Raw genomic sequence first — 22,283 nt, 5'->3', positions numbered from 1 at the left:
CGCGGCGACGCGGTGCCCGTGCGATGTGATCAGGGACCGGTAAACGGCGTCCCCGTCACGATCGAATCCCCCGCCACGGCCACGCTGGCGAGCTCTAGACCCGCCAAGAACGGAAGCAACCCCATGTTCGCGGCGATCGGGTTGCCGATCGCGTTCACCAGTCCCTCTATGGGCTGCCCGTTGACCATCTGAATCAGCCCGTCCAAGAACAGGTTGTAGTCGTACGACGGCAGTGAGATCAGCGCCGCAGCGGCGATATCCGCGGTCGGCAGCAGCGTCGAGTAGGCGGTCGACAGAGCCATCGTCGATGACCCGACGATTTGGCTGTTCGCGCTTTGTATTTCGCGCAGCAGGTCGGTGACGCTGGGGAGTGCCGGAGTGCCCGGCCCCGCGGAAAGCGGTGAGACGATATCCGAAAAAGACGGCAACGCAGGCGAAGTGGGCGGTCCGATGGTGGACAGGTGGGTTGTTCCAGCAAGCATCCCCTGCTGAAATCCGTTGAGCAGGGCCGGCCCCAGGGCGATGGTGGTCTCGGGAGGCGGCAGGAACCCGAATGGCGTGGGCACATTCGCGGGTCCAGTGGACCAGCCGTAGTTCGGGTCGCCGTACCCCCAGTTGATCAGGGGTCGGAGGATCGGTTGCAGTACGTCGGCCATCGGATCCCCGATGACGGGGAGATAGCGCAGCGGTTCCAGCAGCGGCAGGTTTTGACTCGGGATCATGTAATAGGTGCTGGTGGTCGGTCCCTGGGTGGGCAGGATGATCGCCGAATTGAGTTGCGCTGCAGTGAGACTGTCGTATCCGCCGTGCACGGTCACCATGCCGAAGAGGGCGTTCAGGTCGGACAGGATATTGATCGGGTATCGCGGAAAATCGGCCCAGCCGTCGTATTCGATCGTGTACGACGTGGTCGGGAAGGAGTTGGTCGGTGCCGCGCCCAGGGCCGTGAATCCCAGACTCGGGAAGGTCAGGCCGGGGAAGCGGGCGTCCCAACCGCCGTTGGGATTCATCGAATTTCCAAGCAGCACAAAGTTCACCGGTAGTGAGCTGGGCGTCCCGGTGGGGTTCAGCTGCTGCATCACCAGCGAGGCGATGTTGGCGCTCTGCGAGTAGCCGACCACGTTGACGGTTTTTCCAGCGGCGAGTTGCTGCTGGATGGTGGTGGTCAGGATATCGACGCCGCGCGCTATCGACACATCCGAGGTGAGATCTTTGATGCCGCTGTCGGGATACTCGCCCGCCGGCAGAAAGAGTGGCTTCACCACCCCGGCGGGGAAGTAGGGCGTCACGTACCTGCTGACCACGTTGGCGACGAAATCGGCTGGCGGGATGGGTGTTCCGCTGCCACCCATGACCAAGGTGACGTACGGGCCGGCCGCAACGGCGTCGGTCAGCGCACTCGTGCCCCCGGTCAGCGGTGCGGCAAGCGCGCTCAGGTTGGCGGCCTCCGCACTGGCGTAGGAGTTTCCGGCCGCGGCCAGTAGGTGGGCGAACTGGTCCTGAAACACGGCGGCCTGCGCCATAGCCGCCTGGCCCTCACGGGCGAAGGCGTTGAACAGGTTGGCCACCGCCTCGGACACCTCGTCGGCGGCCATTGCCGCCATGTCCCCGGTCGCATGCGCCGCTGCCGCAGTGGCCTCCGTGATCGACGAACGAATGGAAGCCACGCCCGCGGCCGCGGACGCCAGCACCTGCGGCTCTGTCTGCACGTATGTCACTCGCCCATCTCCCCCACAACACGACACTGCCACGTGGGTTCGGATTTGGTCAGGCGGATCGGCGATTACCTAAGCTACGTCCAGCCAATTCTCAGCTCGCACAAAGCAATCCGTTGGCACAAATGGAAAATGGCGAGGCTTACCGGAATTTTTCGTTTTGCCGATGTGTATTTCGCGCTCGCGAATTCAGACGCGCAGCCGCGAATTGTCAGGCACCGTCAGGGGCATTCGATCGCCGGTTTTCGCGACGACTCAGCTTGCTATGGGGCCGGGCCAGGCGCCGATTCGCGCAGTGGAATAAGAGTCGGAATCACGCATAGTGATCCACGACGGTTCATACGCCGGCATCTTGGTGAAGGATGTCCGCCCAATTCCGTGGTTGCCTGTCCCCGCCTCGCTGGGGCAGCAGAAGGCGCACAGGGTGGGGTGCAGTGTCGGATAGCCACACGCGGGGCAGATATTGGTGGCCATGTGCTGCGACTCCTCGAGAGATGTGTGCGGACAATCTGCGGACTACCCCGGGTCTGGGAGCTGTAAACCAGCTGTGGACTCGCTGTGGTGATCATCAAAGTCCGCCGACCGATACACCCAAAAGGGTGGTTATAAGCCCGCTGGATTAGGGAACCCGCTCAGCAGAGGCGGCCGCTCGGGGCGCCCAAAGGTCAGGAGTCTGAAATGGTCGGAACAATTGTCTTGGCTCTTGTTGTCGGCGCAATCATCGGTTTGGTGGCGCGGGTTGTCATGCCGGGTAAGCAGAACGTCGGCATGATTGTGACGGTTCTTCTCGGCGCCGCGGGCGGATTACTCGGATCGGCTATTGCAAGCCATTTCGGATACTCCAATGCCAACGGTGGAATCGCCTGGATTCCCTTCTTCATCGGAGTGGGCCTGGCGGTCATCTTCATCGCGGTTTACGAAGCGGTCACCGGGCGCCGCACCCGGACCGGGACGCTCCGCTGAGTCTGGCCTCGGGGCCAGGTCAGTGCCGATAGGCCGGTAGGTTCTGGGCCAGTTCGTCGAACAGCGCCTGGTTCAGGCTGAAGGCGACCCGCACCTCGTCGACGGCGCGATCGATCGCGTCGTCGGCGAGGTCGAGGGCGTCGAGCCTGGCCCGGTAGGCATCCTTGTACGGCTTCGGGCGCACCGGGAAGTGGTAGAAGGCCAGGCCGGCTCCGGCCAATTCGAACGTGCGGTTGAGAATCCTGCCGATCGCCTGTCCGCCGGAGAGGTCGCCCAGGTAGCGGGTGTAATGGTGAGCCACCAGCGCTCCACCCCAGGGGGCGCCGGCCAACCGGTGCCGATACGCCAGCGCGGCGGCGGAGTCGGATTCGCGCGTTTCACCCGGTGCCCAGTACTCCAAATCCGCATCGATGGCTGCCAGGCGTTCCAGTGACGGGTCGTACACGGCGGCAACCAGCGGGTCGTCCCGGTGGGCGCGCACCGCGACCTCCAGCGCCTCGTAAATCACTCGCAACCGCAGCAGGTAATCGGCGTAGCCGCGCCGATTGACGCGACCGGACAGCAATTCGGAGACAAAAGGCGAGCGCTCGGCCGCCTCGTGCTCGGCCGTCGACCCTTCCTTCATCGCGACCGAGAAGGGGCGGGCCGCCTCGGCGGTCCTTGGTCGCATCACGGCTCCACATCCCGGTCAAAGGTCTTCAGAATCTGTCCAAAACTTACTCCGGCAGCAGGCGTCGGCGCGAGTTCGGCGATGGCGAGACGCAGATGATGCGCCTGCTGGCGGGCACCTCATACGTAGGATGGTCAGCGGGCAATGAAGAAAAGGGGACAGGGGCGGGTGCGCTCGCCCGGGGAATCGTCGCAGCCAATGCGTCGCCGACCGCGGATGTAGTCCGCAGAGAACGGCTTGTCATGACGTCATCGATGAAGGGGCCGATACGGGGTCTGGTTGCCGGTTGCGTGCTGCTGGCGGTGGCGGCGTGTTCGCATGACGGCACCTCGGCTCACCCCAGCACCCCGGCCGTCTCTCGCGCCGATGCGCTGATCGTCAGCATCGAAGAAGTGCGTCGTATCGCCAACTACGAGGAACTCACCGCGCATTCGCACGCGGATCTACGGCAGCCGCCAGCCGGTGACATCAACGCGCCGGGGCCGTGTCGTGCCGCCGGCATCAGCGACGTCACCTTCGGCAGCGGTTGGTCGGAGTTTCGCAGTGCGGGCTACCACGGCATCACCGACGACCTGAAGCCTGGCGGGCCTGCCATGATCCAGACCGTCAGTCAGGCTGTCGCCGTCTACCCCGACTCGAGCACTGCCCGCGGCGTGCTGCACCAACTCGATACGTCGTTGCAGGCGTGTGCCGCGCTGGGCGACCCGCGCTATGACTTCACCATCGACCGGCCGGATTCGGCCACCGTCCGGATCAATGCCCGCGCGTGGAGTCACGTGTACCGCGAGAAGTCCGCGGTGTTGATGTCGGTGGGGGTGTTGGGACTCGAACCGGCCGACCAGATCGCCCGGACCATCCTGCAGACGGCTACCGAGCGCATCGATTAGGCCTGATGGTCGCGACCCGTTGCGACCGGCTACGCCGCTCTTACGATCGCGACTGGCCTGATGGTCGCGACCCGTTGCGACCGGCTACGCCGCTCTTACGATCGCGACTAGCTAGTTAACCGATGACCGGCACCAGCAACCGCGACGACGAGCGGACGGTGTTGCGGCTGCTGGTGCCGACGCTCGCATGACGGAAGTCCATGATCGCCGGGGTCGACGGGTCCTGGTCGTCGCTGGTGAGCACTAGCCGGATGCGGTGGCCTGACTGGAACCGTCGAGCGTTGGGCACCAACGGGATTCGATACTCCACGTCCTGGCCGATCGGCACCGCCTGTGGGTTTCGGCACGGCAACACCGGAGCGCCGGGACGGCTGGCCGCCTCGTCGATCTCCCGCAGGCTCGCGCGTAGCCACCCGGCAGTCACGTCGGCGATCTCACCGTCGGGCGCCACGTCCTGCAGGGTCACCATCCAGGCGGTGTCGATTGCGGTGGCCGATGCGACCAGGCGCAGCTCGAACTCACCGGCCAGGTCCAGGTCCTCGGTGAGTGGGGCGGTGGTCCAGGTCAGCAGCGCGGGCGGGTCGATCGCGCTGGGCTTGGCGCGACCCAGTCCGGCGCCCAGGGCCAGGTAGTCACGCGAGCCCGGCTCGCCCTCGTCCGCGCTGAGGACCCCGTCGGCGCGCAGCGCGAACTCCCGGGGCGCGGCTTCGGGTGGCGGCCAGGATTCGGCGGTGCGCCACTCGCCGGCCTCGGGCAGGAAGTAACGCACCGGCGGGCCCTCGAGGATGCCGGTGTCCCGGCCCTTCAGCCAATGGTCGTACCAGGCCAGCGCTTCGGTGTGCATGCTCTCCCACGGCCAGGTCAGGCCGAACTTGTCCAGCATGCCCATCCGCACGCAGGCGTTGTCCGACAAGCCTTTCCACGCGGCGAACGTCGACGGCAGATGGAGCGGCACGTTTTCCCAGTCGCACCCCAGATACACCGGGATGTCGATCTCTTTGAGCAACGGCAACAGGTTTCGCTGATCCCACCACTCATCATGTGTGGGGTGGTTGACCGCCGCGTCGAGCCACAGCTCGTCCCACGGGTGCGGGTTGTGCGGCAGTTTGATCAGTTGACGCAACATGGTGACCGCGGACTCGCCGTTCATGGTGGCGAACTTCTTGTGCAGCCGCGGCGTGTGCAGCACCCGCCGGGCCAGACCCACCGGCAGACTGCGCCACAGCTTGTCGCTGCGCTCGGAGGTCAATCCGGTCATCGCCAGGAACGGCGTGACGAAGGACGAGCTGAACAGGCCGTGGTGGCTCGCGGCCTCGTAGAGGTCCGCCGTCACCGCGACCGGGAAGATCGCCTCGAGGTGCGGCGGTCGCTCGACGGCAGCTTCGAGCTGGGACATCGCGAAGTAGCTGATGCCGATCATGCCGACGTTTCCGTCGCACCACGGCTGGGCGGCGACCCACTCGACGAGGTCGTACATGTCCCGCCGCTCCTGGGCATCGAAGAAGCCGAAGGTTCCGCCCGAGCCGCAGGTACCGCGAACGTTGGCGATCACGTGCGCGTAGCCGCGCGGCACCCAGAAGTCGGTGACGCCGGCTTCGATGAAACCCGCCGGGGCGCCGAAGTCTTGCATCTGACGCGGATAGGGCGACGCCGCCAGCAACGCGGGGAAGCGGCCCTGCGCATCGGGCCGGTGGACGTCGGCCAGCAGCGTGACGCCGTCCCGCATGGCGACCGGCACGTTGTTCTCCCTGCGGCGGCGGTGCTGCGGCTCGCTGAGGTTGTGGTATGTGCGGCCGGTGGTCTGGGGGCCATTGAGCGCGTTCGTCATAGTTTCACGCTACGTTGAAATTAGTCTCAACGCAAGAGGAAATTCAACGGCACACGTGACTGTGCGCGTGGCGCTGACCGGCGCGCTCCCGGGGCCGGGACAATATCGGGGTGCGTGCTTTGAAGCCCCTGCTGATGGCTGCCCTGATCGCGGCGTCTGCTGCCGGCCAGCTTGCGCTGCCGGCACCGCCGGGCGGCCCGGCAGCCTCCCGGCCGGTCACGGCGCTGCCCGTCCGGCCCGTCGGTACCACCGCCCCGTCCGGTCCGGGCGTGCCGCCGCTGAGTCAGGAGGCGCATGCCGCTGAGTTCGTCGACGTCCGGGTCGTGGTTCCGGACGCGCTGGTCAACCTGCGATATGCGACGACGAACAACTTCACCAAGACGCAGTTGTATCCCGCCGATGCGCGCTGCCTGGTGCACCAATCCATGGCGCCCGGGTTGACGGCGGCGGCGAGCGCGCTGCGTGCGCAGGGTCACGTGCTGGTGTTCTGGGATTGCTACCGGCCACATGACGTTCAGGTCAAGATGTTTCAGGTCGTTCCGAACCCGGCCTGGGTGGCACGGCCCGGTCCGTACGCAACCAGCCACGAAGCGGGGCGTTCGGTTGATGTCACCTACGCCGGCGGGCGGCCGCAATGCCCGGCGCAACAGCTCGTCAGCGGAATCTGCCTGGCCGACATGGGCACCGACTTCGACGACTTCACCTCGCGGGCAACTGCTTTCGCCACCCAGGACGTCAGCGTCGAAGCGCAGGCCAACCGCAAGCTGCTGCGGGACGCGATGAACTACGGGGGACTGACCGTCTATTCGGGCGAGTGGTGGCATTTCGATGGTCCCGGCGCCGGTGTGCAACGCCCGATCCTCAATGTCCCGCTCGATTGAGTGTCTCACATAGTGAGTTAAATATCTCAAAATATGATCCGCGGCGCTAGACTGGGCCGAACCGCCTACGCGAGGCACCTACCGCGAGCAGACGCGAAATCGCACCGCAAGCGGAGCTTTTGTGCGATTTCGCGTCTGCTCGCGCCAACATGTCAGGAGCCGCCATGAGCGAGCAACCTCGAGCCGTCTACACGCACGGACACCACGAGTCGGTGCTGCGCAGTCATCGCCGCCGGACCGCTGAGGACTCCGCGGCATACCTGCTGCCGCACCTCAAGCCTGGGCTGTCGCTGCTCGATATCGGTTGCGGCCCAGGCACGGTCACGATGGACCTGGCCACCCGCGTGGCACCTGACGGATCGGTGACGGCCGTCGAGCCCACCGACGGCGCGCTGAACCTCGCACGCGAGGAGGCGCAGCGGCGCAACGCAACCAACGTCTCGTTCGTCACCTCCGACGTGCATGCGCTGGACTTCCCCGATGACAGCTTCGATGTCGTCCACGCGCATCAAGTGCTGCAGCACGTGGCCGATCCGGTGCAGGCGCTGCGCGAGATGCGACGGGTCTGCCTGCCGGGCGGCGTGGTCGCGGTTCGAGATGCCGACTACGCCGGGTTCGTCTGGTTTCCCCGCATTCCGCTGCTGGACCGTTGGCTCGAGTTGTATGAGATGGCGGCGCGTGAGAACGGCGGTGAACCCGACGCGGGCCGGCGGCTGTTGTCCTGGGCCCGGCAGGCCGGCTTCGGCGACATCACACCGACCGCCGGCATGTGGTGCTACGCGACGCCGGAAACCCGGGACTGGTGGGGTGGGATGTGGGCCGATCGGATCCTGCAATCGGACCTGGCACGCCAGTTGGTGCACACCGGCCTGGCGAATAGCGATGAGCTACAGGCCATTTCGGAGGCCTGGCGAGAGTGGGCGGCGACGCCGGACGGGTGGCTGGGGATCCCGCATGGCGAGATCCTCTGCCGCGCGTAGTTTTACCGCGACAGCTTGCTGCGGGTGAAGTCCGCGGCCTGATTGGCCATCCCGTTGTCCCGGTAGGAGCTGTGCGCGGCGCGGTCGCGCCCGCCGGGCGCGCACACCGGATCACCGTCGGCGCACAGTTGCAGGGTCTTGCCGGCGTACAACGCACCGATGTTGATGGGCGGCGCGCTGCGGTCGACCAGGTGCAGGAACCCGTCGGACGGGGGCGCGAAGAGCACCACGGCGGCGACCTTGGCAGCCACGCCTGGCGGCATGGGCCCTATCCCGTCGGGCAGGGCAACGCCGTCGGGAACTGAATCGGTGGTGGTGTAGGCGGCGACGGCCGCGCCCTGGGAGTAGCCACCCAGGACGATTTTCGTGTTCGGGCAGTTGGCCGCGGTGGCCTCGACCTTGCTGCTGGCATCGGCGACGCCGTCGACCGCCCGGCCGAAGTCGAGGGAGGCCGGGTAGTTGACCGGGTCGACGCCCACGGTCTTGCCGCCCAGGCGCGCGTTCAGGGCATCGACGAACGCCTGACCCGTGGCGCCGACTCCGGGAGCTTCGAAGGTGCCGCGCGCGAACACGACGTCGACGTCGGGACAGACGGGATCGGCGGCCGCTCGTGGCGCGGTGCCCAGCGATCCGGTCAGGCCCACCACGGACATGACTACCGCGGCCAGCCACAGCGCCATCCGAGGCAACGAGGGGACGGGCAATCTGCTGCGGCTCAAGGTCGGCTCTTTTCGTCGGGCTTGTTCGTCGGGCTTGTTCGTCGGGCTTGTTCGTCGGGATTGTTCGTCGGGAGAAGGGGCGGTACCGCCGATTACGAACCTGTGGCGGGCGCAGTTTGTTCCGGCGTGGTCGGTTTGTTCCGCCGTCCGGGCCCCTCTTCTTCAGGCGCGTGCTGAGCTTAAATGACCCTGCGACCCGCCGCAGCGCGCGCAAGAAGGGGCCGTAGCGGGTGGGCACCAGGCGCGACGGTCGTGTTTACGCACTTAGTAACTGGTCTCGGGCACCCGCGGGGTAGGGCGTCCGAACCCGGCCGGTGTGGTCATGTTCACACCGGTCGCCCGCGGACCGCCTTGGCGCCGGAAAACCACACCAGCGAGCCTCGTGCAGCTCCGGTAGAGCGGGCGACGGCGGCATTTGGCCAGCTCAGACTATGGTATTGGCATTCTCTTTTTTTGCAAGTACGTTATGCACTGATGGATAACGCAGCCCAGACCCCATCGGGCATCCCGCTCGCGCCGGTGTACGGCCCGGCAGATCGGCGCGCCGACCCGCCGCCGCCGGGGGAGTACCCCTTCACCCGGGGCAACTTCGCGTCCGGCTACCGCGGCAAGTTGTGGACCTTCCGGCAGTACTCGGGGTTCGGCACGGCCGAGGAGTCCAACCGCCGCTACCGCTACCTGCTGGACCAGGGGGGTACCGGGTTGTCGGTGGCGCTCGATTTGCCCACCCAGTGCGGGTACGACTCCGACGATCCCGACTTCGGGGAGGAGGTCGGCCGGGTCGGCGTCGCGGTCGACACACTGGCCGATTTCGAGATCCTGTTCGACGGCATCCCGCTGGACAAACTCAGCACCAGCATGACCATCAACGGCACGGCGGCCATCCTGCTGGCCTTCTATGTCGCCGCGGCAGAGCGGAAAGGGATACCACGGGCCAAGCTCACCGGGACCATTCAGAACGACATCCTCAAGGAGTACGCCTCGCGCGGGACCTGGATCTGGCCGCCCGAGCCGTCGCTGCGTCTGATCGCCGACACCATTGAGTTCTGCGCGGCGGAGGTGCCGAGGTTCAACGCGATCTCGGTGGCGGGGGCGCACTTTCGGGACGCCGGCGCGACGGCGGTGCAGGAGATGGCGTTCACCCTGGCCGACGGTGTCACCTACTGCGACACGGTGGTGGAACGCGGGCGCATGAGCATCGACGAATTCGCGCCCCAGATCTCGTTTTTCTTCTACACGCACGGCGACTTTTTCGAAGAGGTCGCCAAATACCGTGCGGGACGGCGACGTTGGGCCACGATTGTGCGGGAGCGTTACGGTTCCAGCAAGGACAAGGCGTCGATGTTCCGCTTCGGCTGCGTCTGCGGCGGAGCATCGCTGTATGGGCCGCAGGCACAGAACAACGTGGTGCGTGTCGCCTACGAGGCGATGGCGGCGGTTCTCGGCGGGGTCCAGTCGATGTTCACCGCCGCCTGGGATGAGCCTTTCGCGCTGCCGTCGGAGGAGTCGACCACCCTGGCGCTGCGCACCCAGCAGATCCTCGCCTATGAAACCGGCGTCGCCCAGGTCGCCGACCCGCTGGGTGGCTCCTACTTCGTCGAGGCGCTCACCGACGCCACCGAGGCCCGCATCATCGAGATCATGGCCGACCTTGAGCAGCACGGCGGCATGGTCAGCGCGATCGAAGACGGTTACCTGCAGGGCCTGATCGCCGACGAGGCCTACAAGATCCACCAGGACATCGAGTCGGGCGCGCGTCCGGTGGTCGGGGTCAACCGGTTCGTGTCGCAAGAGCCCGAGCCCGACGTCGTCACCTACGAACTCGATGCCGAAGGGCGCGATCTCCAGTTGAAGCGGCTCTCCAAGGTGAAGGCCGAAAGAGACAGTGCGGCGGTCGAATCCGCTCTTGCCGCGCTGTCCCGCGGTGCCGAGGGAACCGACAACCTGATGCACAAACTGATCGACTGCGCCAACGCATACTGCACGGTGGGCGAGATGGTCTCCGCCCTGAAGGCGGTCTGGGGCGAATTTCAGCAGCCGGTGGTGTTCTAGATGGCGGCACGGATTCTGGTTGCCAAGCCCGGTCTGGACGGACACGACCGCGGCGCCAAGATCGTCGCCCGCACCTTGCGCGACGCGGGTTTCGAGGTCATCTACACCGGTATCCGCCAGCGCATCGAAGACATCGCCTCCATTGCCGTGCAGGAAGACGTCGCCGTGGTGGGCTTGAGCATCCTGTCCGGCGCGCACCTGACCCTCACCGCACGCACCATCGAGGCCCTGCGCGCGGCCGATGCCGCGGACATCGCCGTGGTGGTCGGCGGCACCATCCCGCACGCTGACGTGCCCAAGCTGCTGTCCGCCGGCGCGGCCGCGGTATTTCCCACCGGAACGGCGCTGGACGTTCTGGTGCGCGAGATCCGCGCGCTCACCGGGACAGCCGAACCTGCACGGGAGGAATCGTGCGCGTCGGAGTGATGATCGGTGCCGAGCGCGGCGACATGGCCCGCAAGGTGGCCAAGCTGATCGCCGATATCGAATGGGCCGAATCCGCGGGGCTGGATACCGCGTGGATGCCGCAGGTGCCCGACGACTTCGACTGCCTCACCATGGTGTCGCTGATGGCCGCGCACAGTTCGCGTATCGAGTTGGGCACCGCAGTCGTGCCTTTACAGGCCCAGCATCCCATTGCCCTTGCCCGCCAGTCGCTCTCGACGCACGCGGTGGCGGGCGGCCGGCTGGCGCTGGGCGTCGGCCCGTCGCACCACTGGATCATCCGCGACATGCTCGGCCTACCGTACGAGAAGCCGGCGGCGTACACCCGCGACTACCTGCAGGTGCTCAACGCCGCGATCGCCGGGCCGGGACCCGTTGACGTCGAGAATGATTCGTTCGTGGTGCACAATCCGACAGTTCTCGCGGCTGATCCCCCGATGCCGGTGCTGGTCGCCGCGCTGGGGCCGGTGATGCTGCAGATCGCGGGCGAGCTGGCCGATGGCACCGTGCTGTGGATGGCCGACGAGCGTGCGATCGGCGATCACATCGCACCGAAGATCACCAAAGCCGCCGCCGATGCCGGTCGTCCGGCACCGCGGATCGTTGCGGGAATACCGGTGTGTCTTTGTGCGCCTTCGGAAATCGACGCGGCCAAGGAACGGGCCAACCGCATCCTGGGCGAGGCGGAGGTGTCGCCCAACTACCAGCGCCTGCTGGAACGCGGCGACGCCCGGGATGTCGGTGATCTGTGTGCGGCCGGCGACCCGGAACAGATTCTGGCCCGGATGCGTCGTTTCGCCGATGCCGGCGTGACGGACCTGTCGGTGCGGCTCCTGCCGATCGGCGACAACCGCGACGAACTCGTCGCGTCCAAACGCCGGACGCGGGAGATGATCGCAGAGTTGGCTGCGGAGCTCCGGTGAGCTCACCGACGCCGGCTCGCGAGACCACGGGACCGCTGGCGGGGATCCGGATTCTGGAAGTCGGCACCATGCTGGCCGGGCCGTATGCCGCCATGCTGCTCGCGGATCTGGGTGCCGAGGTCACCAAGATCGAGCCGGCCGGCGGCGAAATCTCCCGTGGGGTCTCCGACAGCTACTTCGCCAGCCTCAATCGCAACAAATCCAGCATCTGCCTCGACCTGAATTCGCCTGCAGGGCAACAGCGATTGGGTGAGCTCGCGGCGAATGCTCATGCGCTGCTGGTGAATCTGAAACCGTCGGCGATCCGCCGGTTGGGACTCACCTATGACGCCCTGAGCCAATACAACGACAAGATCGTGTGCGTCGCCATCACCGGCTTCGGGCTGGACGGCGGTGACGATCCGGCGTTCGACTATGTGGTGCAGGCCGGCGTCGGCATCGCCGCGCTGACCGGCGATCCGGACGGCCCGCCGACCCTGCCGGGCTATTCGTCGGCAGACAACTCGACCGGAATGTCTGCGGCGCTAGGGCTTTTGGCCAAGATCGTCTCCGGCAGCGGCGGGCAGGTGGACGTGTCGTTGCGCGATGTGATGTTCTCGCAATTGAACTATCACGCGGCGGCCTACCTCAACGACGGCGTCGAACCGCAGCGTCGTCCCTACGGTGCCCACTCCTATTACGTTCCGGCACAGCTATTTCCGACCGCCGACGGGTTTCTGGCGTTGTTCATCACCCACGACGGATTCTGGAAGTCGTTCGCGAAAGAGGCCGGCATCGACGGTTTCGAGACGATGACGCAACGGGTCGCTCGGCGCGAGGAGGTGCTGGCCGCGGTCACATCCGCGCTGGCGACCGACACCGCGGCAAGCTGGGAAGGACGACTGCGCCCGCTCGGCGTGCCCGCGGCGGCGGTGCGATCGCTGCCCGAGGCACTCGAAGCGACCCCGGAAGTGGTGGTGCAGGCCGGCGACATGCGACTGGTCGGCAGTCCGATCCGGGTCTGGGGCTACCAACCCGACTATCGTCCGCCGCCCACGCTGGAAGGCTGAGGCCGGCTTCCGCGGGCATGCGGAAATACCTGGCCGGCGATTGCGGTTCCTCTCGGTACACAGAGGGAGGCCGGGCAATGGCTGACAATCCTCGAGCCGCCGCGGTCGGGTTCCATCCCGGCGAGCTTGCCGTCCAGCGTCAGGCGGGCGTGCAGGCGGCCGCGGCCCGGCTCGCCCCGATGGTCGCGGGCGGCAAGTTGGGCGCCGGCGCCGGCGCATTTCTCGCCACCGCGACGTTCGCCGCCTTGACTGCCCGTGACGCGGCCGGCCGTCTCTGGGTATCGCCGCTGTCCGGTCCCGCTGGCTTCCTGCGGGTCGCGTCGCCAAGCAGGCTGCGGATCGAGACGACGGCACGCGCGGCGGACCCATTGCGCGAGTTGCCGGTTGACCAGCCGATCGGACTGGTCGTGATGGACTTCGCGCACCGCCGACGACTGCGGATCAACGGCATCCTGACCGGCGCCGGGTCCGAGGGGCTCGCGGTCGACGTGGAGCAGGCGTATGGCAACTGTCCGCAGTACATCACCCCGCGACACCTGCGCAACGGTACCGATCACAATCCAAACGTGTTCCGCGGCAACGAACTGCGCCCGCAAGACATCGATCTCGTGCAGGCCGCGGACACCTTCTTCCTCGGTACCACCCACCCCGACTCCGGCAATGACGCGTCCCACCGCGGTGGCCCCGCCGGTTTCGTCCGCGTCGCGTCCGACGGGCTGTGGTGGCCGGACTTCCCGGGCAACAACATGTTCAACAGCTTCGGGAATCTGATCGTCGACCCAACCGCCGCCTTGTTGTTCGTCGACTTCCGCAGCGGAGCGACGCTTCAACTCACCGGCACCGCCTCGGTGCATTGGGACACCGAACCCGGCGCGCGCCGGGTGATGTTCGCCCCGCACGAGGTGATTGCGATCGACGCCCCGGTTTAACCTCCCGAGGGGTACTCCGTTGTCACTTCGAGCAGCCGCGGAATCGGCGGCGGATCGAGTTGCAGTGCACTGGACATGGTGAGCTTGGCCCCGCTCATGCCCTGCAGGACGGCCTGCAGATCGTCGCCTTCGATCTCGTAGAGCGCGACGTAGGGCCCTTCGCCGTTGACCGGTCGCAGCCGGCGTGCCGAGGTGATTCCGTCGATGGCCACGAGTTCCGGCAGGTGGACCTCGTCGTACCAGGTGTTGTACTCCTGTTCGCGGTCCGGCGAACTCGGGTAGGTCTCGACGTAGATGATGCCTTTCGCCATGGTCGCTGGCCTTTCGTGACTACTCGTAGTGAACGGTGATCGGCGTCGTGTCCGGAATGCCCTGGCACGTCAGAATGTAACCGTCGGCCACCTCGTCGTCGTCCAGCGCATCGTTGACACGCATGGTGGCGCTGCCCTCACTCAGCCGGGCCATGCAGGTGCCGCAGTTACCCGCTTCGCAGTTGAACGGCGGATCCAGGCCCGCCCGCCGCGCGGTCTCCAGCAACGTCTCGCCGGGCACCAGCGGCACCGACACTTTCCTGCGGTCGAGGTGAATCGTCACCACGGCGGCCTCGGTCATACGCACCTTCCACGCACTTGTATTCTTCACTATAGAGAATACTATTCTCACTAGACGATAGGACCTTCTCAAGACCGCCGGAAGGATCGAGACGTGACCGAACCGGCCGCGCTCGTGTTCGAGGATCGGCACTTTTGCCAGCCCGAACTCGATGTGCTGACGGATAGTCTGGCTGCGACCCTACGCACGAGAGGCGTCAAGGCCGGGCAGCGGGTCGCGCTCATGGCGTCCAACCGGCCGGAGTTCATCGTCGCCGTACAGGCGATTTGGCGCGTCGGCGCGGCGGCCGTTCTGATCAGCCCGGCCTGGAAAAGCGCCGAGGTCGAGCACGCATTGGCCCTGACAAATCCGGCCGACGCGATCGGCGACCATCCGGTGCTGGCCGCACTGATGCCCATGCTGCACCTGGATGAACCGCTCGCCGTGGCCGAATCCGGGATGACGCCGGCGGGGCCGGCCGGCGACGCAGTGCTGGTGTTCAGTTCCGGCACCACCGGACTGCCGAAGGCCGTGCGGCACACCCACGCCTCGCTGAACGCGGCGGTGCGACACTGGCGCGCCGCGCTGGCATTGACCGAGCGGGACCGCCTGCAGGTCACCACCCCGCCGTCGCACATCCTGGGCCTGCTCAACATCCTCACCGCGCTGCGCACCGGCGCTCGGGTCGGGCTGCACCCGCGCTTCGATATCGACCGGATGCTGCGGCACATCGAAAGCGACCGCATCACAGTCGAAATGGCCGTCGCGCCGATCGCATTGGCAATGGCCTCGCACCCAGACCTGGAGTCCTACGACCTCTCGTCGCTGCGGTACATCATGTGGGGCGCCACTCCGGTGACCGTCAGCATCGCCGAGACGGTGACCCGGCGCACCGGCATCGGTTGGGTGCCGGCCTACGGCACCACCGAACTGCCGGTGATCGCGTGCAACCCGGTGACCGGGGCTCGCCTGGATTCGGTGGGCCGCGCGGTGCCCGGCGTCGAGCTGCGGGTGGTCTCGCTGGACTCCGGCGAACCGGCCGGTCCGGGCGAGGTCGGCGAGATTCAGGCACAGTCGGATTCGCTGATGGCGGGCTACCTGCCAGCTGCGGCCACCGCCGAGGTGTCTGACGACGGCTGGTACCGCACCGGGGACGTCGGGTGGTTGGACGCCGACGGCTGGCTGCGGATCACCGATCGCCTCAAGGAGATGATCAAGGTGCGGGGTTTCCAGGTCGCGCCCGCGGAAATCGAAACCGTGCTACACGGTCACCCGGCGGTGAAGGACTGTGCGGTCTTCGGCGTTCCGGACGGCGCGAATGGTGAGGCCATCGTCGCTGCCGTCGCGACCCACATTCCGCTCGACGCCGATGAACTCACCGCCCGGGTGGATGCGAAACTCGCGTCCTACAAGCGCCTGAGCCGGGTGGTGTTCGTAACCGAGATTCCCCGCCTGCCCTCCGGCAAGGTGCTGCGCAGAGTGCTCAAGGAGAGCTATGGATGTTCGTCTGACCGCTGAACAACAGCAATTGCGCGACGCCGCTGCCAAGATGGCCGACGACCTCGGTCCGGCCGCGGTACAGGAGCTGGCCGATCAGAACCGGATCACGCGTCTGGACAAGCAGATTGACCAGACGGGCTGGCGCTCGCTGCGCTCGGACGGGGCCTCAGGGGTTGAAGTCGCGCTGGTGGCAGAGGAATTCGGGCGCCGGCTGGTCGACGCGCCCTTTCTCGGTCCGGTCCTGGCGGACGACCTGGCCCGCCATCTCCCGGTCCGGGAGGGCGCCGATGCCGGTGCCGCGACGATCGCGGTCGACGGCCTGGCGTTCGACACCCGCGGTTATCGCCGGGCGTTGCAACTCTCGGGCTCCACGGTGCTCGTCGTCGAGTTCGAGAGTGCCGGAGCCGACGCGGACCTGACCCGCGCATGTGCGGAACTCAACGGCGCTGCAACGGAATTGGGTGAGGTGCCGGACGGCGTAGCCGATCGGTGGCTTGCCCTTGCGTTGGTCGGCACCGCCGCAGACCTGGTGGGTGCGGCGCGTGGCGCGCACGCGCTGGCCTGCGACTACGCGAAAATCCGTGAGCAGTACGGCAAATCGATCGGGTCCTACCAGGCCATCGCCCATCTGCTGGCCGAAAGCCTGGCACTGATCGAGGGCTCGGTGAGCGTGCTGCGCCATGCCGCCTGGGCGGTGGACGAACTCGAGCCCGCCGCCGCGATCCAGGCCGCGCGGGTGGCCAAGGTCTACTGTGCCCGCGCCGCCCGGACGGTGTGCGAAACGTCGATTCAGGTGCACGGCGGGATCGGCAATACCTGGGAGTGCCTGGCGCACGTGTACCTGCGCCGTGCGCTGACATCGACCGAGCTGTGGCCGGTCACCCTGAAGGAGGTCGGTCGTGGACTTTCGTGACTCGCCGCAGGAAGCCGAGTTCCGGCAGCGGCTCCGCACCTGGCTTTCGCTGCACGCCAAGGAGTTCGGCGGCTCGGGTGACGAGTACTGGGCCCGTCAGGCGGATTGGCATCGCGCCCTCTACGAAGAAGGCTTCTTCGGGCTGTCCTGGCCGAGCGACTACGGCGGCTTCGAACTGCCCCCGGTGTACGACGTCATCGTCGACGAAGAGATCGCCCGCGCGGGCGCCCCACCGCGCCCCAGCGTCGGGTACCTGGTGATGGGGATCGGCCACCATGGCAGTGACGCGCTGCGGCAGCGTTTCCTGCCCGGCATCATCAATGGCTCCGAGCGTTGGTGTCAGGGATTCAGCGAACCGGGCGCGGGATCGGACCTGGCGTCGCTGACCACCACTGCGACCCGCGACGGCGACGACTACGTCATCCACGGACACAAGATCTGGACGAGTTACTCCGACGTCGCCGACTGGTGCCTGCTGCTGGCCCGCACCGACCCCGATGCCAAGCGGCACCGCGGCCTGTCGGCCTTCGTGCTTTCGATGAAACAGCCTGGCGTGCAGCAGCGCCCGCTGCAGATGATCAACGGCGTCACCAATGAATTCGGTCAGGTGTTCTTCGACGGCGCCACCGTCCCGGCAGACCGCATGGTCGGTGCCCCCGGTGACGGGTGGGCAGTTGCCATGACGGTCGTCGGGCATGAACGGGAACCCTCCACCCTGGGTTACGCGGCCCGCTACAACAAGCTGGTCGCCGAAATGGTGGCGCGCAGCGACGGTCACGAGGACGACTCCGTGCCGGAGGAGGTGGCGTGGGCTGCGGTGCAGGCCGAGATGTTGACGCATCACGTGCGGCGCCGGTTGTCCGAGCAACTCGACGGCGTGTCCCACGGGCCCGAAGGCTCGCTGGACAAGCTGCTGATGACCTGGGTGGAACAGTCCGTCGGGCACGCCGCGCTGGCCGTCGGCGGCACCCGTGACCCGAGCCTGTTCAGCGCCTACCTGTACAGCCGTGCGCAGAGCGTGATGGGCGGCACCTCACAGATTCAGAAGAACATCATCGCCTCACGAATCCTGGGATTGGGAGTCTGACATGTACGACATGCCAAGCGAAATCGACGTCCGGGCCGAGGGGGCGTTGCGGATCATCACGCTGAACCGCCCGGACGATCTCAACGCCGTCAACGACAGTCTGCACGTCGGGCTGGCGCGGTTGTGGCAGCGGTTGACCGACGACGCGTCGGCGCGCGCCGCCGTGATCACCGGCAGCGGCAAAGCCTTCTCGGCGGGTGGGGATTTCGCGTACCTGGCCGAACTGGCCGAAGATGCCGCATTGCGCGCCAAGACGATTCGCGACGGACGCGAGATCGTACTGGGGATGGCGCGGTGCCGGATCCCGGTGATAGCGGCCGTCAACGGCCCGGCCGTCGGATTGGGCTGCAGTTTGGTGGCGCTGAGCGACATCGTCTTCATCGCCCCGGACGCCTTCCTGGCCGACCCGCACGTGCAGGTGGGGTTGGTGGCCGCCGACGGCGGACCGCTGACCTGGCCGCTGCACATCAGCTTGTTGCTGGCGAAGGAATATGCGTTGACCGGCACCAGGATTCGCGCTCAGCGGGCGGTCGAGCTCGGCCTGGCCAACCACGTGGCCGACGACCCGTTCGCCGCGGCGGTGGAGTGTGCCAAAAAGATCATGGAGCTGCCGCAGCAGGCGGTGGAGAGCACCAAACGGGTGCTCAACATCCACCTGGAACGCGCCGTGCTGGCCAGCCTCGATTACGCGTTGTCGGCCGAACATCAATCGTTCGTGACAGAGGATTTCCGGGCGATCGTCAGCAAGCTCAACGCCGGCAAGAATTGATCAACACCCAACGTGGGTACGCCTGCTCGGCAGGCGCCCCACGCTGGGTGCCGGGTCTTACTTGGAGGTCTTTGCCTTCTGGCGAGCCTCAGCAGCGCTGGCGGCTCCGCGAGCGGCCTCAGCCTGCGCTTCCTTCTTCGCGACGTTGCGCTGTGCCTCCGCCTTGTCCTGCTGGGCGCGGCCTTCGTTGCGCAGACCATCGTTGCTGATGATGATCCCGATGATTTCCTTGGCCTTGCCGATGACGTCTTCGATGACGCCCTTGATGCCTGCCACAGGTCCACTGTCGGCCATGGTGGTGCTCCTTCCGTTCGCAAACTGTCCTTTTTCCGTACCCCGCCGAACCCTCCGCGCAATCAAACTATGGCGACCGTCACTCGGTGGGCCGTAACCGCGATGGATGGCCGATCGAACCCGCGGTACCCGGCATCCAGCGCGACACGTGGCACGGACAAGTGCCCGGTTGACCCGGCTGTCAGCCCAGCGAGACCAGGTCTTCTACCGAGTCGCGGGGCAGCGGGTCGGTGGTGACCGCCGTGATCACCGATTCGGTCAATTCGATTGAGCCACCGTGGTTATCCAGGAAAGCGGTGTCGGCGGCGTCGCGTCCGGTGGCGATGCGCAGCATCGTTTGGCGCGGCGCCAGGCACGTCGCGTCCACCACCTGCCACTGGCCGTCGATCAGGGCTTCTGCCACGGCGTGAAAGTCCATCGGGTCACAGCCGGGCGCATACACCGCGACAAGCCGTGCGGGCACATTCACCGCGCGCAGCAACGCCACCACCAGATGCGCGTAATCGCGACACACACCCGCGCCGGCGAGCAGGGTGTCCGTCGCGCCGTCGATCGGATCACTCGATCCCGGAACGTATTTCAGCCTGGTTCCCACCCATGACGACACCTTCTCCAGCAGCGTCACGGAGTTGGGGTACTGGCCGAATTCGGTCGCCGCGAAGCCGAAGAACTTGTCGGCCTCGGCGTAGCGACTGGGCCGCAGATAGGTGGAGACGTCGAGGTCCCTGACTGCGATCGGATCGGCCCGCCCGACGACAGTCGCCTCGTAATTGACCCGCAGATCACCCGTCCCGACATCGGCGGTGTGGATGCGAGTCCCATGTTCGCCCGGAATCTCACGCACCGAGATCGGTTTGCCGTCCAGGTTCACCGTCAGCGACTCGTTGATCTGCAAACCGGGCAGCGACGCGACCGCGATCTGGAATTCCAGGTTCGTCGGCTCGTTGACCGTGACCCGCAGGCTGGCCCCGACCTCGCGCTTCAGCAACGCGTCCCCCCTAGGATTTCGATCGCGATGTCGATCGCGCCGCAACTTCATTGACGAAAGCCAACCACAGCCCGTCTATACCCGCATTCGCTGGCGATCAAGCCCGGTCGTGCTGTCCCAAGAAGTTCCGCATCACCGCGTCGAAGCGGCCCGGTTCCTCGATGAAGGGCAGGTGGGCGGTGTGCTCGAAGAACTCGAAACGCGAGCTCCCGATGCGCTCGTGCATTTCCCGCATGTGTTCCGGTGAGCATTCGTCGAAGCGGCCGGCGAGCAGCAGGGTGGGCAAGGTGATCTCACCGAGCCGGTCGACCACATCCCAGTCCCGGATGGTGCCGACGATGTGAAAGTCGCTGGGACCGAACATCGTTTCGAAGATTTCGGCGCCCATGTTCTGGAAGGCCAGATAGAGATCTCGGGGCCAGGGCAGCGAGCGGCAGAGATAGGTTTCGTTCCAGGTGGTGATCGCGGCCTGGTACTCCGCGGAACTGGTGGTGCCGGCGGCTTCATGGCGGTCGATCGCATCCTGGGTGGCCGCGTCCAATTCCGACTTCAGCCGGACCACGTTCTCGGCGAACACGGGGATGGACGCCGCGCTGTTGGAGATGGTGAGACTGATGGCGCCCGAGTGCACGTCGAGCACGTACTGCTGCGCCAGCATGCCGCCCCACGAGTTGCCGAAGATATGGAAAGCATTGAGCCCCAATGCCGTAACCACGGCGTCCATCTCGGCCACGGAGCGTTGCATGGTCCACAGATCGGGGTCGGACGGGTGTTCGGAATTACCGCAGCCGAGCTGATCCCAGAAGATCACTTCTCGTTCGTCGGCCAAACGTTCCAGTGAGCTGAGGTAGTAGTGCGGCAAGCCGGGGCCGCCGTGCACCACCAGGAGGGGCAGACCGTCACCGGAGCCCACCCGTTTGAACCACACGCGGCCGCCGGGAACATCGATCGTCCCCTCCCGCTGAGTCGCGCTGTCGGTCATCGCCGGTTGTGCCTCACTATCGCCTGATGGAACCCGGGGCGCCTGGTCGAACCCGGGGCGCCTGGTCGAACCCGGGGCGCCTAGCCAAGCTCGGGGCCTGTTGCGGCAGTGTAAGCGAGCGTTCGGCGCATCCCTGTCTCGCGACCCTGGCGCCCACGCGGATAGCGGCCCGATTTGACGTGATCTCGCCGCCGAAGCGTGGGCCAAAAGACCCTCGTCGGCCCGCCTGCCGAAACCTAGGCTCGATTCGGATAGCAGTCGCCAGACAGTGGCCGGGCAATGGGAGTGCAGCGTATGAGCAGCGATGTAGGCGCGGACGTATGAGGACCGGCACCAAGACGCTGTTTGCTGTATTCGTGGCATTGGCCACACTCGTCGGGTTGCCATCGTCGGTGGTGCCGTTGGCAAAAGCGGTGACCGCCTGCGAAGACGCCGGCTACGACCCCGCATTCTGCGATCAGAAATTCCTCGAGGCTCTGGACCGCTATGGGATCCCCTACTCGGACCCTGCGGCCGCGATCAGAGTCGGTCACGGCGTAGCTGACTACCTGGCGCGGCATCCGACATCGAAGGGGATCACAACCAAGGCCAACGGGCTGATCAGAGACAACGCGAGTGTGAACTTCACCGTGCAGCAGGCGGTCAACTTCATTCACATCGCGGTCCACTACTACGGACCACCTGGCTTGGAGCAGACGCTCGATTCGCTCTAGCTGCAGCGACCGTCGCCGGCCAATTCCCAAAACAGCGTATTATCCTGTCAACCTCTCAAGGAGCATCAATGATCACAAAATTACTGTTCAGCGCGGCTGTCGTGCTCGCGGCCGGTGTCGGGGCGGCGGCGCCCGCGATGGCCGACCCGTCCGCCGACCCTTCCGACGCTGTTGGTTCAATGGCCATGAACTGTGTCGATATGACTAATTGCGTGCCGGGTGGACTGGGCGTCGCACCGACGGTGAGCCTCAATGACGTTGTGGTGGCATTCAAGGGCAGTGGGTCTGGCCTGAACGGTTTCTGAGCCGCAGGCAGCAGTGTTCTGGAATTTGCTGCGGTGCCATTACGCCTAAAGCAGATTTAGCGTTGTTCCCTACTCAGGGAGAAATGCCTTACGAATCGCAT

Annotated in this window: 24 protein-coding genes; 15 read left to right on the top strand and 9 right to left on the bottom strand. The window is 66.2% G+C overall.

What is annotated here, in order from left to right:
• Positions 1-29 precede the first annotated feature (29 nt).
• Entirely contained in the window at positions 30-1,718 is a 1,689-nt protein-coding gene (locus C0J29_RS26440) for a PE family protein (RefSeq protein WP_120794038.1), read from the bottom strand.
• A 675-nt stretch (positions 1,719-2,393) separates the two neighbouring features.
• On the opposite strand from C0J29_RS26440, the gene C0J29_RS26435 reads away from it, so the two are divergent.
• Complete coding sequence (locus C0J29_RS26435; RefSeq protein ID WP_065045292.1) at positions 2,394-2,678, top strand: GlsB/YeaQ/YmgE family stress response membrane protein; 285 nt, start codon at positions 2,394-2,396, stop codon at positions 2,676-2,678.
• Positions 2,679-2,697: 19 nt separating this feature from the next.
• On the opposite strand, the gene C0J29_RS26430 is transcribed toward C0J29_RS26435, so the two are convergent.
• The gene (locus C0J29_RS26430) at positions 2,698-3,348 is read right to left on the bottom strand and encodes a biliverdin-producing heme oxygenase (protein WP_065045291.1); all 651 of its coding nucleotides are present in this window, start codon (positions 3,346-3,348) and stop codon (positions 2,698-2,700) included.
• Positions 3,349-3,590: 242 nt separating this feature from the next.
• Here C0J29_RS26430 and C0J29_RS26425 point away from each other — a divergent pair, with 242 nt between their 5' ends.
• Complete coding sequence (locus C0J29_RS26425; RefSeq protein ID WP_242460554.1) at positions 3,591-4,235, top strand: sensor domain-containing protein; 645 nt, start codon at positions 3,591-3,593, stop codon at positions 4,233-4,235.
• A 115-nt stretch (positions 4,236-4,350) separates the two neighbouring features.
• On the opposite strand, the gene C0J29_RS26420 is transcribed toward C0J29_RS26425, so the two are convergent.
• Positions 4,351-6,063: a CocE/NonD family hydrolase gene (locus C0J29_RS26420; RefSeq protein WP_120794037.1), complete on the bottom strand. Its 1,713-nt coding sequence runs from the start codon at positions 6,061-6,063 to the stop codon at positions 4,351-4,353.
• Between the two features lie 134 nt (positions 6,064-6,197).
• Here C0J29_RS26420 and C0J29_RS26415 point away from each other — a divergent pair, with 134 nt between their 5' ends.
• Both C0J29_RS26415 and C0J29_RS26410 read left to right on the top strand, forming a co-directional pair.
• Positions 6,198-6,944, top strand: a complete 747-nt coding sequence (locus C0J29_RS26415) for a M15 family metallopeptidase (RefSeq protein ID WP_120794982.1) — start codon at positions 6,198-6,200, stop codon at positions 6,942-6,944.
• Between the two features lie 164 nt (positions 6,945-7,108).
• Entirely contained in the window at positions 7,109-7,924 is an 816-nt protein-coding gene (locus C0J29_RS26410) for a methyltransferase domain-containing protein (protein WP_120794036.1), read from the top strand.
• Between the two features lie 2 nt (positions 7,925-7,926).
• Here the strand turns inward: C0J29_RS26410 and C0J29_RS26405 are convergent, their stop codons facing one another.
• The gene (locus C0J29_RS26405) at positions 7,927-8,577 is read right to left on the bottom strand and encodes a cutinase family protein (RefSeq protein WP_277950754.1); all 651 of its coding nucleotides are present in this window, start codon (positions 8,575-8,577) and stop codon (positions 7,927-7,929) included.
• A 540-nt stretch (positions 8,578-9,117) separates the two neighbouring features.
• On the opposite strand from C0J29_RS26405, the gene C0J29_RS26400 reads away from it, so the two are divergent.
• From C0J29_RS26400 to C0J29_RS26380, 5 genes are all read left to right on the top strand, one after another.
• Positions 9,118-10,695 carry a methylmalonyl-CoA mutase family protein gene (locus tag C0J29_RS26400; RefSeq protein WP_065164236.1) on the top strand — a complete coding sequence of 526 codons (1,578 nt, stop codon included), beginning with the start codon at positions 9,118-9,120 and terminating at the stop codon, positions 10,693-10,695.
• Positions 10,696-11,121: a cobalamin-dependent protein gene (locus C0J29_RS26395; protein ID WP_065045285.1), complete on the top strand. Its 426-nt coding sequence runs from the start codon at positions 10,696-10,698 to the stop codon at positions 11,119-11,121.
• Complete coding sequence (locus tag C0J29_RS26390) at positions 11,106-12,062, top strand: LLM class F420-dependent oxidoreductase (protein ID WP_120794034.1); 957 nt, start codon at positions 11,106-11,108, stop codon at positions 12,060-12,062. Before C0J29_RS26395 ends, C0J29_RS26390 begins: the two co-directional genes overlap by 16 nt.
• Positions 12,059-13,111, top strand: coding sequence for a CaiB/BaiF CoA transferase family protein (locus C0J29_RS26385; protein ID WP_120794033.1), 1,053 nt, complete (start codon positions 12,059-12,061; stop codon positions 13,109-13,111). The genes C0J29_RS26390 and C0J29_RS26385 overlap by 4 nt, the downstream gene beginning before the upstream one ends.
• Before the next feature lie 77 nt (positions 13,112-13,188).
• The gene (locus C0J29_RS26380) at positions 13,189-14,040 is read left to right on the top strand and encodes a pyridoxamine 5'-phosphate oxidase family protein (RefSeq protein WP_120794032.1); all 852 of its coding nucleotides are present in this window, start codon (positions 13,189-13,191) and stop codon (positions 14,038-14,040) included.
• Here C0J29_RS26380 and C0J29_RS26375 read toward each other — a convergent pair.
• Entirely contained in the window at positions 14,037-14,351 is a 315-nt protein-coding gene (locus C0J29_RS26375) for a DUF4286 family protein (RefSeq protein ID WP_065045281.1), read from the bottom strand. The genes C0J29_RS26380 and C0J29_RS26375 overlap by 4 nt on opposite strands.
• Positions 14,352-14,370: 19 nt before the next feature.
• Positions 14,371-14,652 carry a 2Fe-2S iron-sulfur cluster-binding protein gene (locus C0J29_RS26370; RefSeq protein ID WP_065045280.1) on the bottom strand — a complete coding sequence of 94 codons (282 nt, stop codon included), beginning with the start codon at positions 14,650-14,652 and terminating at the stop codon, positions 14,371-14,373.
• A gap of 93 nt (positions 14,653-14,745) precedes the next feature.
• Here C0J29_RS26370 and C0J29_RS26365 point away from each other — a divergent pair, with 93 nt between their 5' ends.
• The 4 genes from C0J29_RS26365 to C0J29_RS26350 are packed head-to-tail and all read left to right on the top strand — an operon-like array spanning position 14,746 to position 18,900.
• Complete coding sequence (locus tag C0J29_RS26365) at positions 14,746-16,149, top strand: class I adenylate-forming enzyme family protein (protein ID WP_120794031.1); 1,404 nt, start codon at positions 14,746-14,748, stop codon at positions 16,147-16,149.
• Entirely contained in the window at positions 16,127-17,044 is a 918-nt protein-coding gene (locus tag C0J29_RS26360; protein WP_120794030.1) for an acyl-CoA dehydrogenase family protein, read from the top strand. The genes C0J29_RS26365 and C0J29_RS26360 overlap by 23 nt, the downstream gene beginning before the upstream one ends.
• Positions 17,031-18,131, top strand: coding sequence for an acyl-CoA dehydrogenase family protein (locus tag C0J29_RS26355; RefSeq protein WP_120794029.1), 1,101 nt, complete (start codon positions 17,031-17,033; stop codon positions 18,129-18,131). The genes C0J29_RS26360 and C0J29_RS26355 overlap by 14 nt, the downstream gene beginning before the upstream one ends.
• Position 18,132: 1 nt before the next feature.
• The gene (locus tag C0J29_RS26350) at positions 18,133-18,900 is read left to right on the top strand and encodes an enoyl-CoA hydratase/isomerase family protein (protein WP_120794028.1); all 768 of its coding nucleotides are present in this window, start codon (positions 18,133-18,135) and stop codon (positions 18,898-18,900) included.
• A 57-nt stretch (positions 18,901-18,957) separates the two neighbouring features.
• Here the strand turns inward: C0J29_RS26350 and mbp1 are convergent, their stop codons facing one another.
• The 3 genes from mbp1 to C0J29_RS26335 form a co-directional block, all read right to left on the bottom strand.
• The gene (mbp1, locus tag C0J29_RS26345) at positions 18,958-19,194 is read right to left on the bottom strand and encodes a microaggregate-binding protein 1 (protein WP_055581371.1); all 237 of its coding nucleotides are present in this window, start codon (positions 19,192-19,194) and stop codon (positions 18,958-18,960) included.
• A gap of 181 nt (positions 19,195-19,375) precedes the next feature.
• The gene (locus C0J29_RS26340; protein WP_174814917.1) at positions 19,376-20,179 is read right to left on the bottom strand and encodes a transglutaminase-like domain-containing protein; all 804 of its coding nucleotides are present in this window, start codon (positions 20,177-20,179) and stop codon (positions 19,376-19,378) included.
• Positions 20,180-20,279: 100 nt separating this feature from the next.
• Positions 20,280-21,164, bottom strand: coding sequence for a proline iminopeptidase-family hydrolase (locus C0J29_RS26335; protein WP_120794026.1), 885 nt, complete (start codon positions 21,162-21,164; stop codon positions 20,280-20,282).
• Positions 21,165-21,484: 320 nt separating this feature from the next.
• Here C0J29_RS26335 and C0J29_RS32985 point away from each other — a divergent pair, with 320 nt between their 5' ends.
• Positions 21,485-21,877 carry a DUF732 domain-containing protein gene (locus tag C0J29_RS32985; protein ID WP_065045274.1) on the top strand — a complete coding sequence of 131 codons (393 nt, stop codon included), beginning with the start codon at positions 21,485-21,487 and terminating at the stop codon, positions 21,875-21,877.
• A gap of 68 nt (positions 21,878-21,945) precedes the next feature.
• Positions 21,946-22,182, top strand: coding sequence for a hypothetical protein (locus C0J29_RS26325; protein WP_065045273.1), 237 nt, complete (start codon positions 21,946-21,948; stop codon positions 22,180-22,182).
• Positions 22,183-22,283 lie beyond the last annotated feature (101 nt).

The organism is Mycobacterium paragordonae (assembly GCF_003614435.1).
Lineage (GTDB): Bacteria > Actinomycetota > Actinomycetes > Mycobacteriales > Mycobacteriaceae > Mycobacterium > Mycobacterium paragordonae.
The sequence above is the reverse complement of the archived record's forward strand: the minus strand, read 5'-3'. Positions and strand labels throughout refer to the sequence as shown.

What these genes read in the sequence shown, in the direction of transcription:
- C0J29_RS26395 (WP_065045285.1), top strand. Translation starts at nt 10,696, where the DNA reads ATGGCGGCACGGATTCTGGTTGCCAAGCCCGGTCTGGACGGACACGAC.
- C0J29_RS26435 (WP_065045292.1), top strand. Translation starts at nt 2,394, where the DNA reads ATGGTCGGAACAATTGTCTTGGCTCTTGTTGTCGGCGCAATCATCGGT.
- C0J29_RS26420 (WP_120794037.1), bottom strand. Translation starts at nt 6,063, where the DNA reads ATGACGAACGCGCTCAATGGCCCCCAGACCACCGGCCGCACATACCAC.
- C0J29_RS26350 (WP_120794028.1), top strand. Translation starts at nt 18,133, where the DNA reads ATGTACGACATGCCAAGCGAAATCGACGTCCGGGCCGAGGGGGCGTTG.
- C0J29_RS26410 (WP_120794036.1), top strand. Translation starts at nt 7,109, where the DNA reads ATGAGCGAGCAACCTCGAGCCGTCTACACGCACGGACACCACGAGTCG.
- C0J29_RS26335 (WP_120794026.1), bottom strand. Translation starts at nt 21,164, where the DNA reads ATGACCGACAGCGCGACTCAGCGGGAGGGGACGATCGATGTTCCCGGC.
- C0J29_RS26360 (WP_120794030.1), top strand. Translation starts at nt 16,127, where the DNA reads ATGGATGTTCGTCTGACCGCTGAACAACAGCAATTGCGCGACGCCGCT.
- C0J29_RS26405 (WP_277950754.1), bottom strand. Translation starts at nt 8,577, where the DNA reads ATGTCCGTGGTGGGCCTGACCGGATCGCTGGGCACCGCGCCACGAGCG.
- C0J29_RS32985 (WP_065045274.1), top strand. Translation starts at nt 21,485, where the DNA reads ATGAGGACCGGCACCAAGACGCTGTTTGCTGTATTCGTGGCATTGGCC.
- C0J29_RS26430 (WP_065045291.1), bottom strand. Translation starts at nt 3,348, where the DNA reads ATGCGACCAAGGACCGCCGAGGCGGCCCGCCCCTTCTCGGTCGCGATG.
- C0J29_RS26325 (WP_065045273.1), top strand. Translation starts at nt 21,946, where the DNA reads ATGATCACAAAATTACTGTTCAGCGCGGCTGTCGTGCTCGCGGCCGGT.
- mbp1 (WP_055581371.1), bottom strand. Translation starts at nt 19,194, where the DNA reads ATGGCCGACAGTGGACCTGTGGCAGGCATCAAGGGCGTCATCGAAGAC.
- C0J29_RS26415 (WP_120794982.1), top strand. Translation starts at nt 6,198, where the DNA reads ATGGCTGCCCTGATCGCGGCGTCTGCTGCCGGCCAGCTTGCGCTGCCG.
- C0J29_RS26380 (WP_120794032.1), top strand. Translation starts at nt 13,189, where the DNA reads ATGGCTGACAATCCTCGAGCCGCCGCGGTCGGGTTCCATCCCGGCGAG.
- C0J29_RS26375 (WP_065045281.1), bottom strand. Translation starts at nt 14,351, where the DNA reads ATGGCGAAAGGCATCATCTACGTCGAGACCTACCCGAGTTCGCCGGAC.
- C0J29_RS26425 (WP_242460554.1), top strand. Translation starts at nt 3,591, where the DNA reads ATGACGTCATCGATGAAGGGGCCGATACGGGGTCTGGTTGCCGGTTGC.
- C0J29_RS26370 (WP_065045280.1), bottom strand. Translation starts at nt 14,652, where the DNA reads ATGACCGAGGCCGCCGTGGTGACGATTCACCTCGACCGCAGGAAAGTG.
- C0J29_RS26400 (WP_065164236.1), top strand. Translation starts at nt 9,118, where the DNA reads ATGGATAACGCAGCCCAGACCCCATCGGGCATCCCGCTCGCGCCGGTG.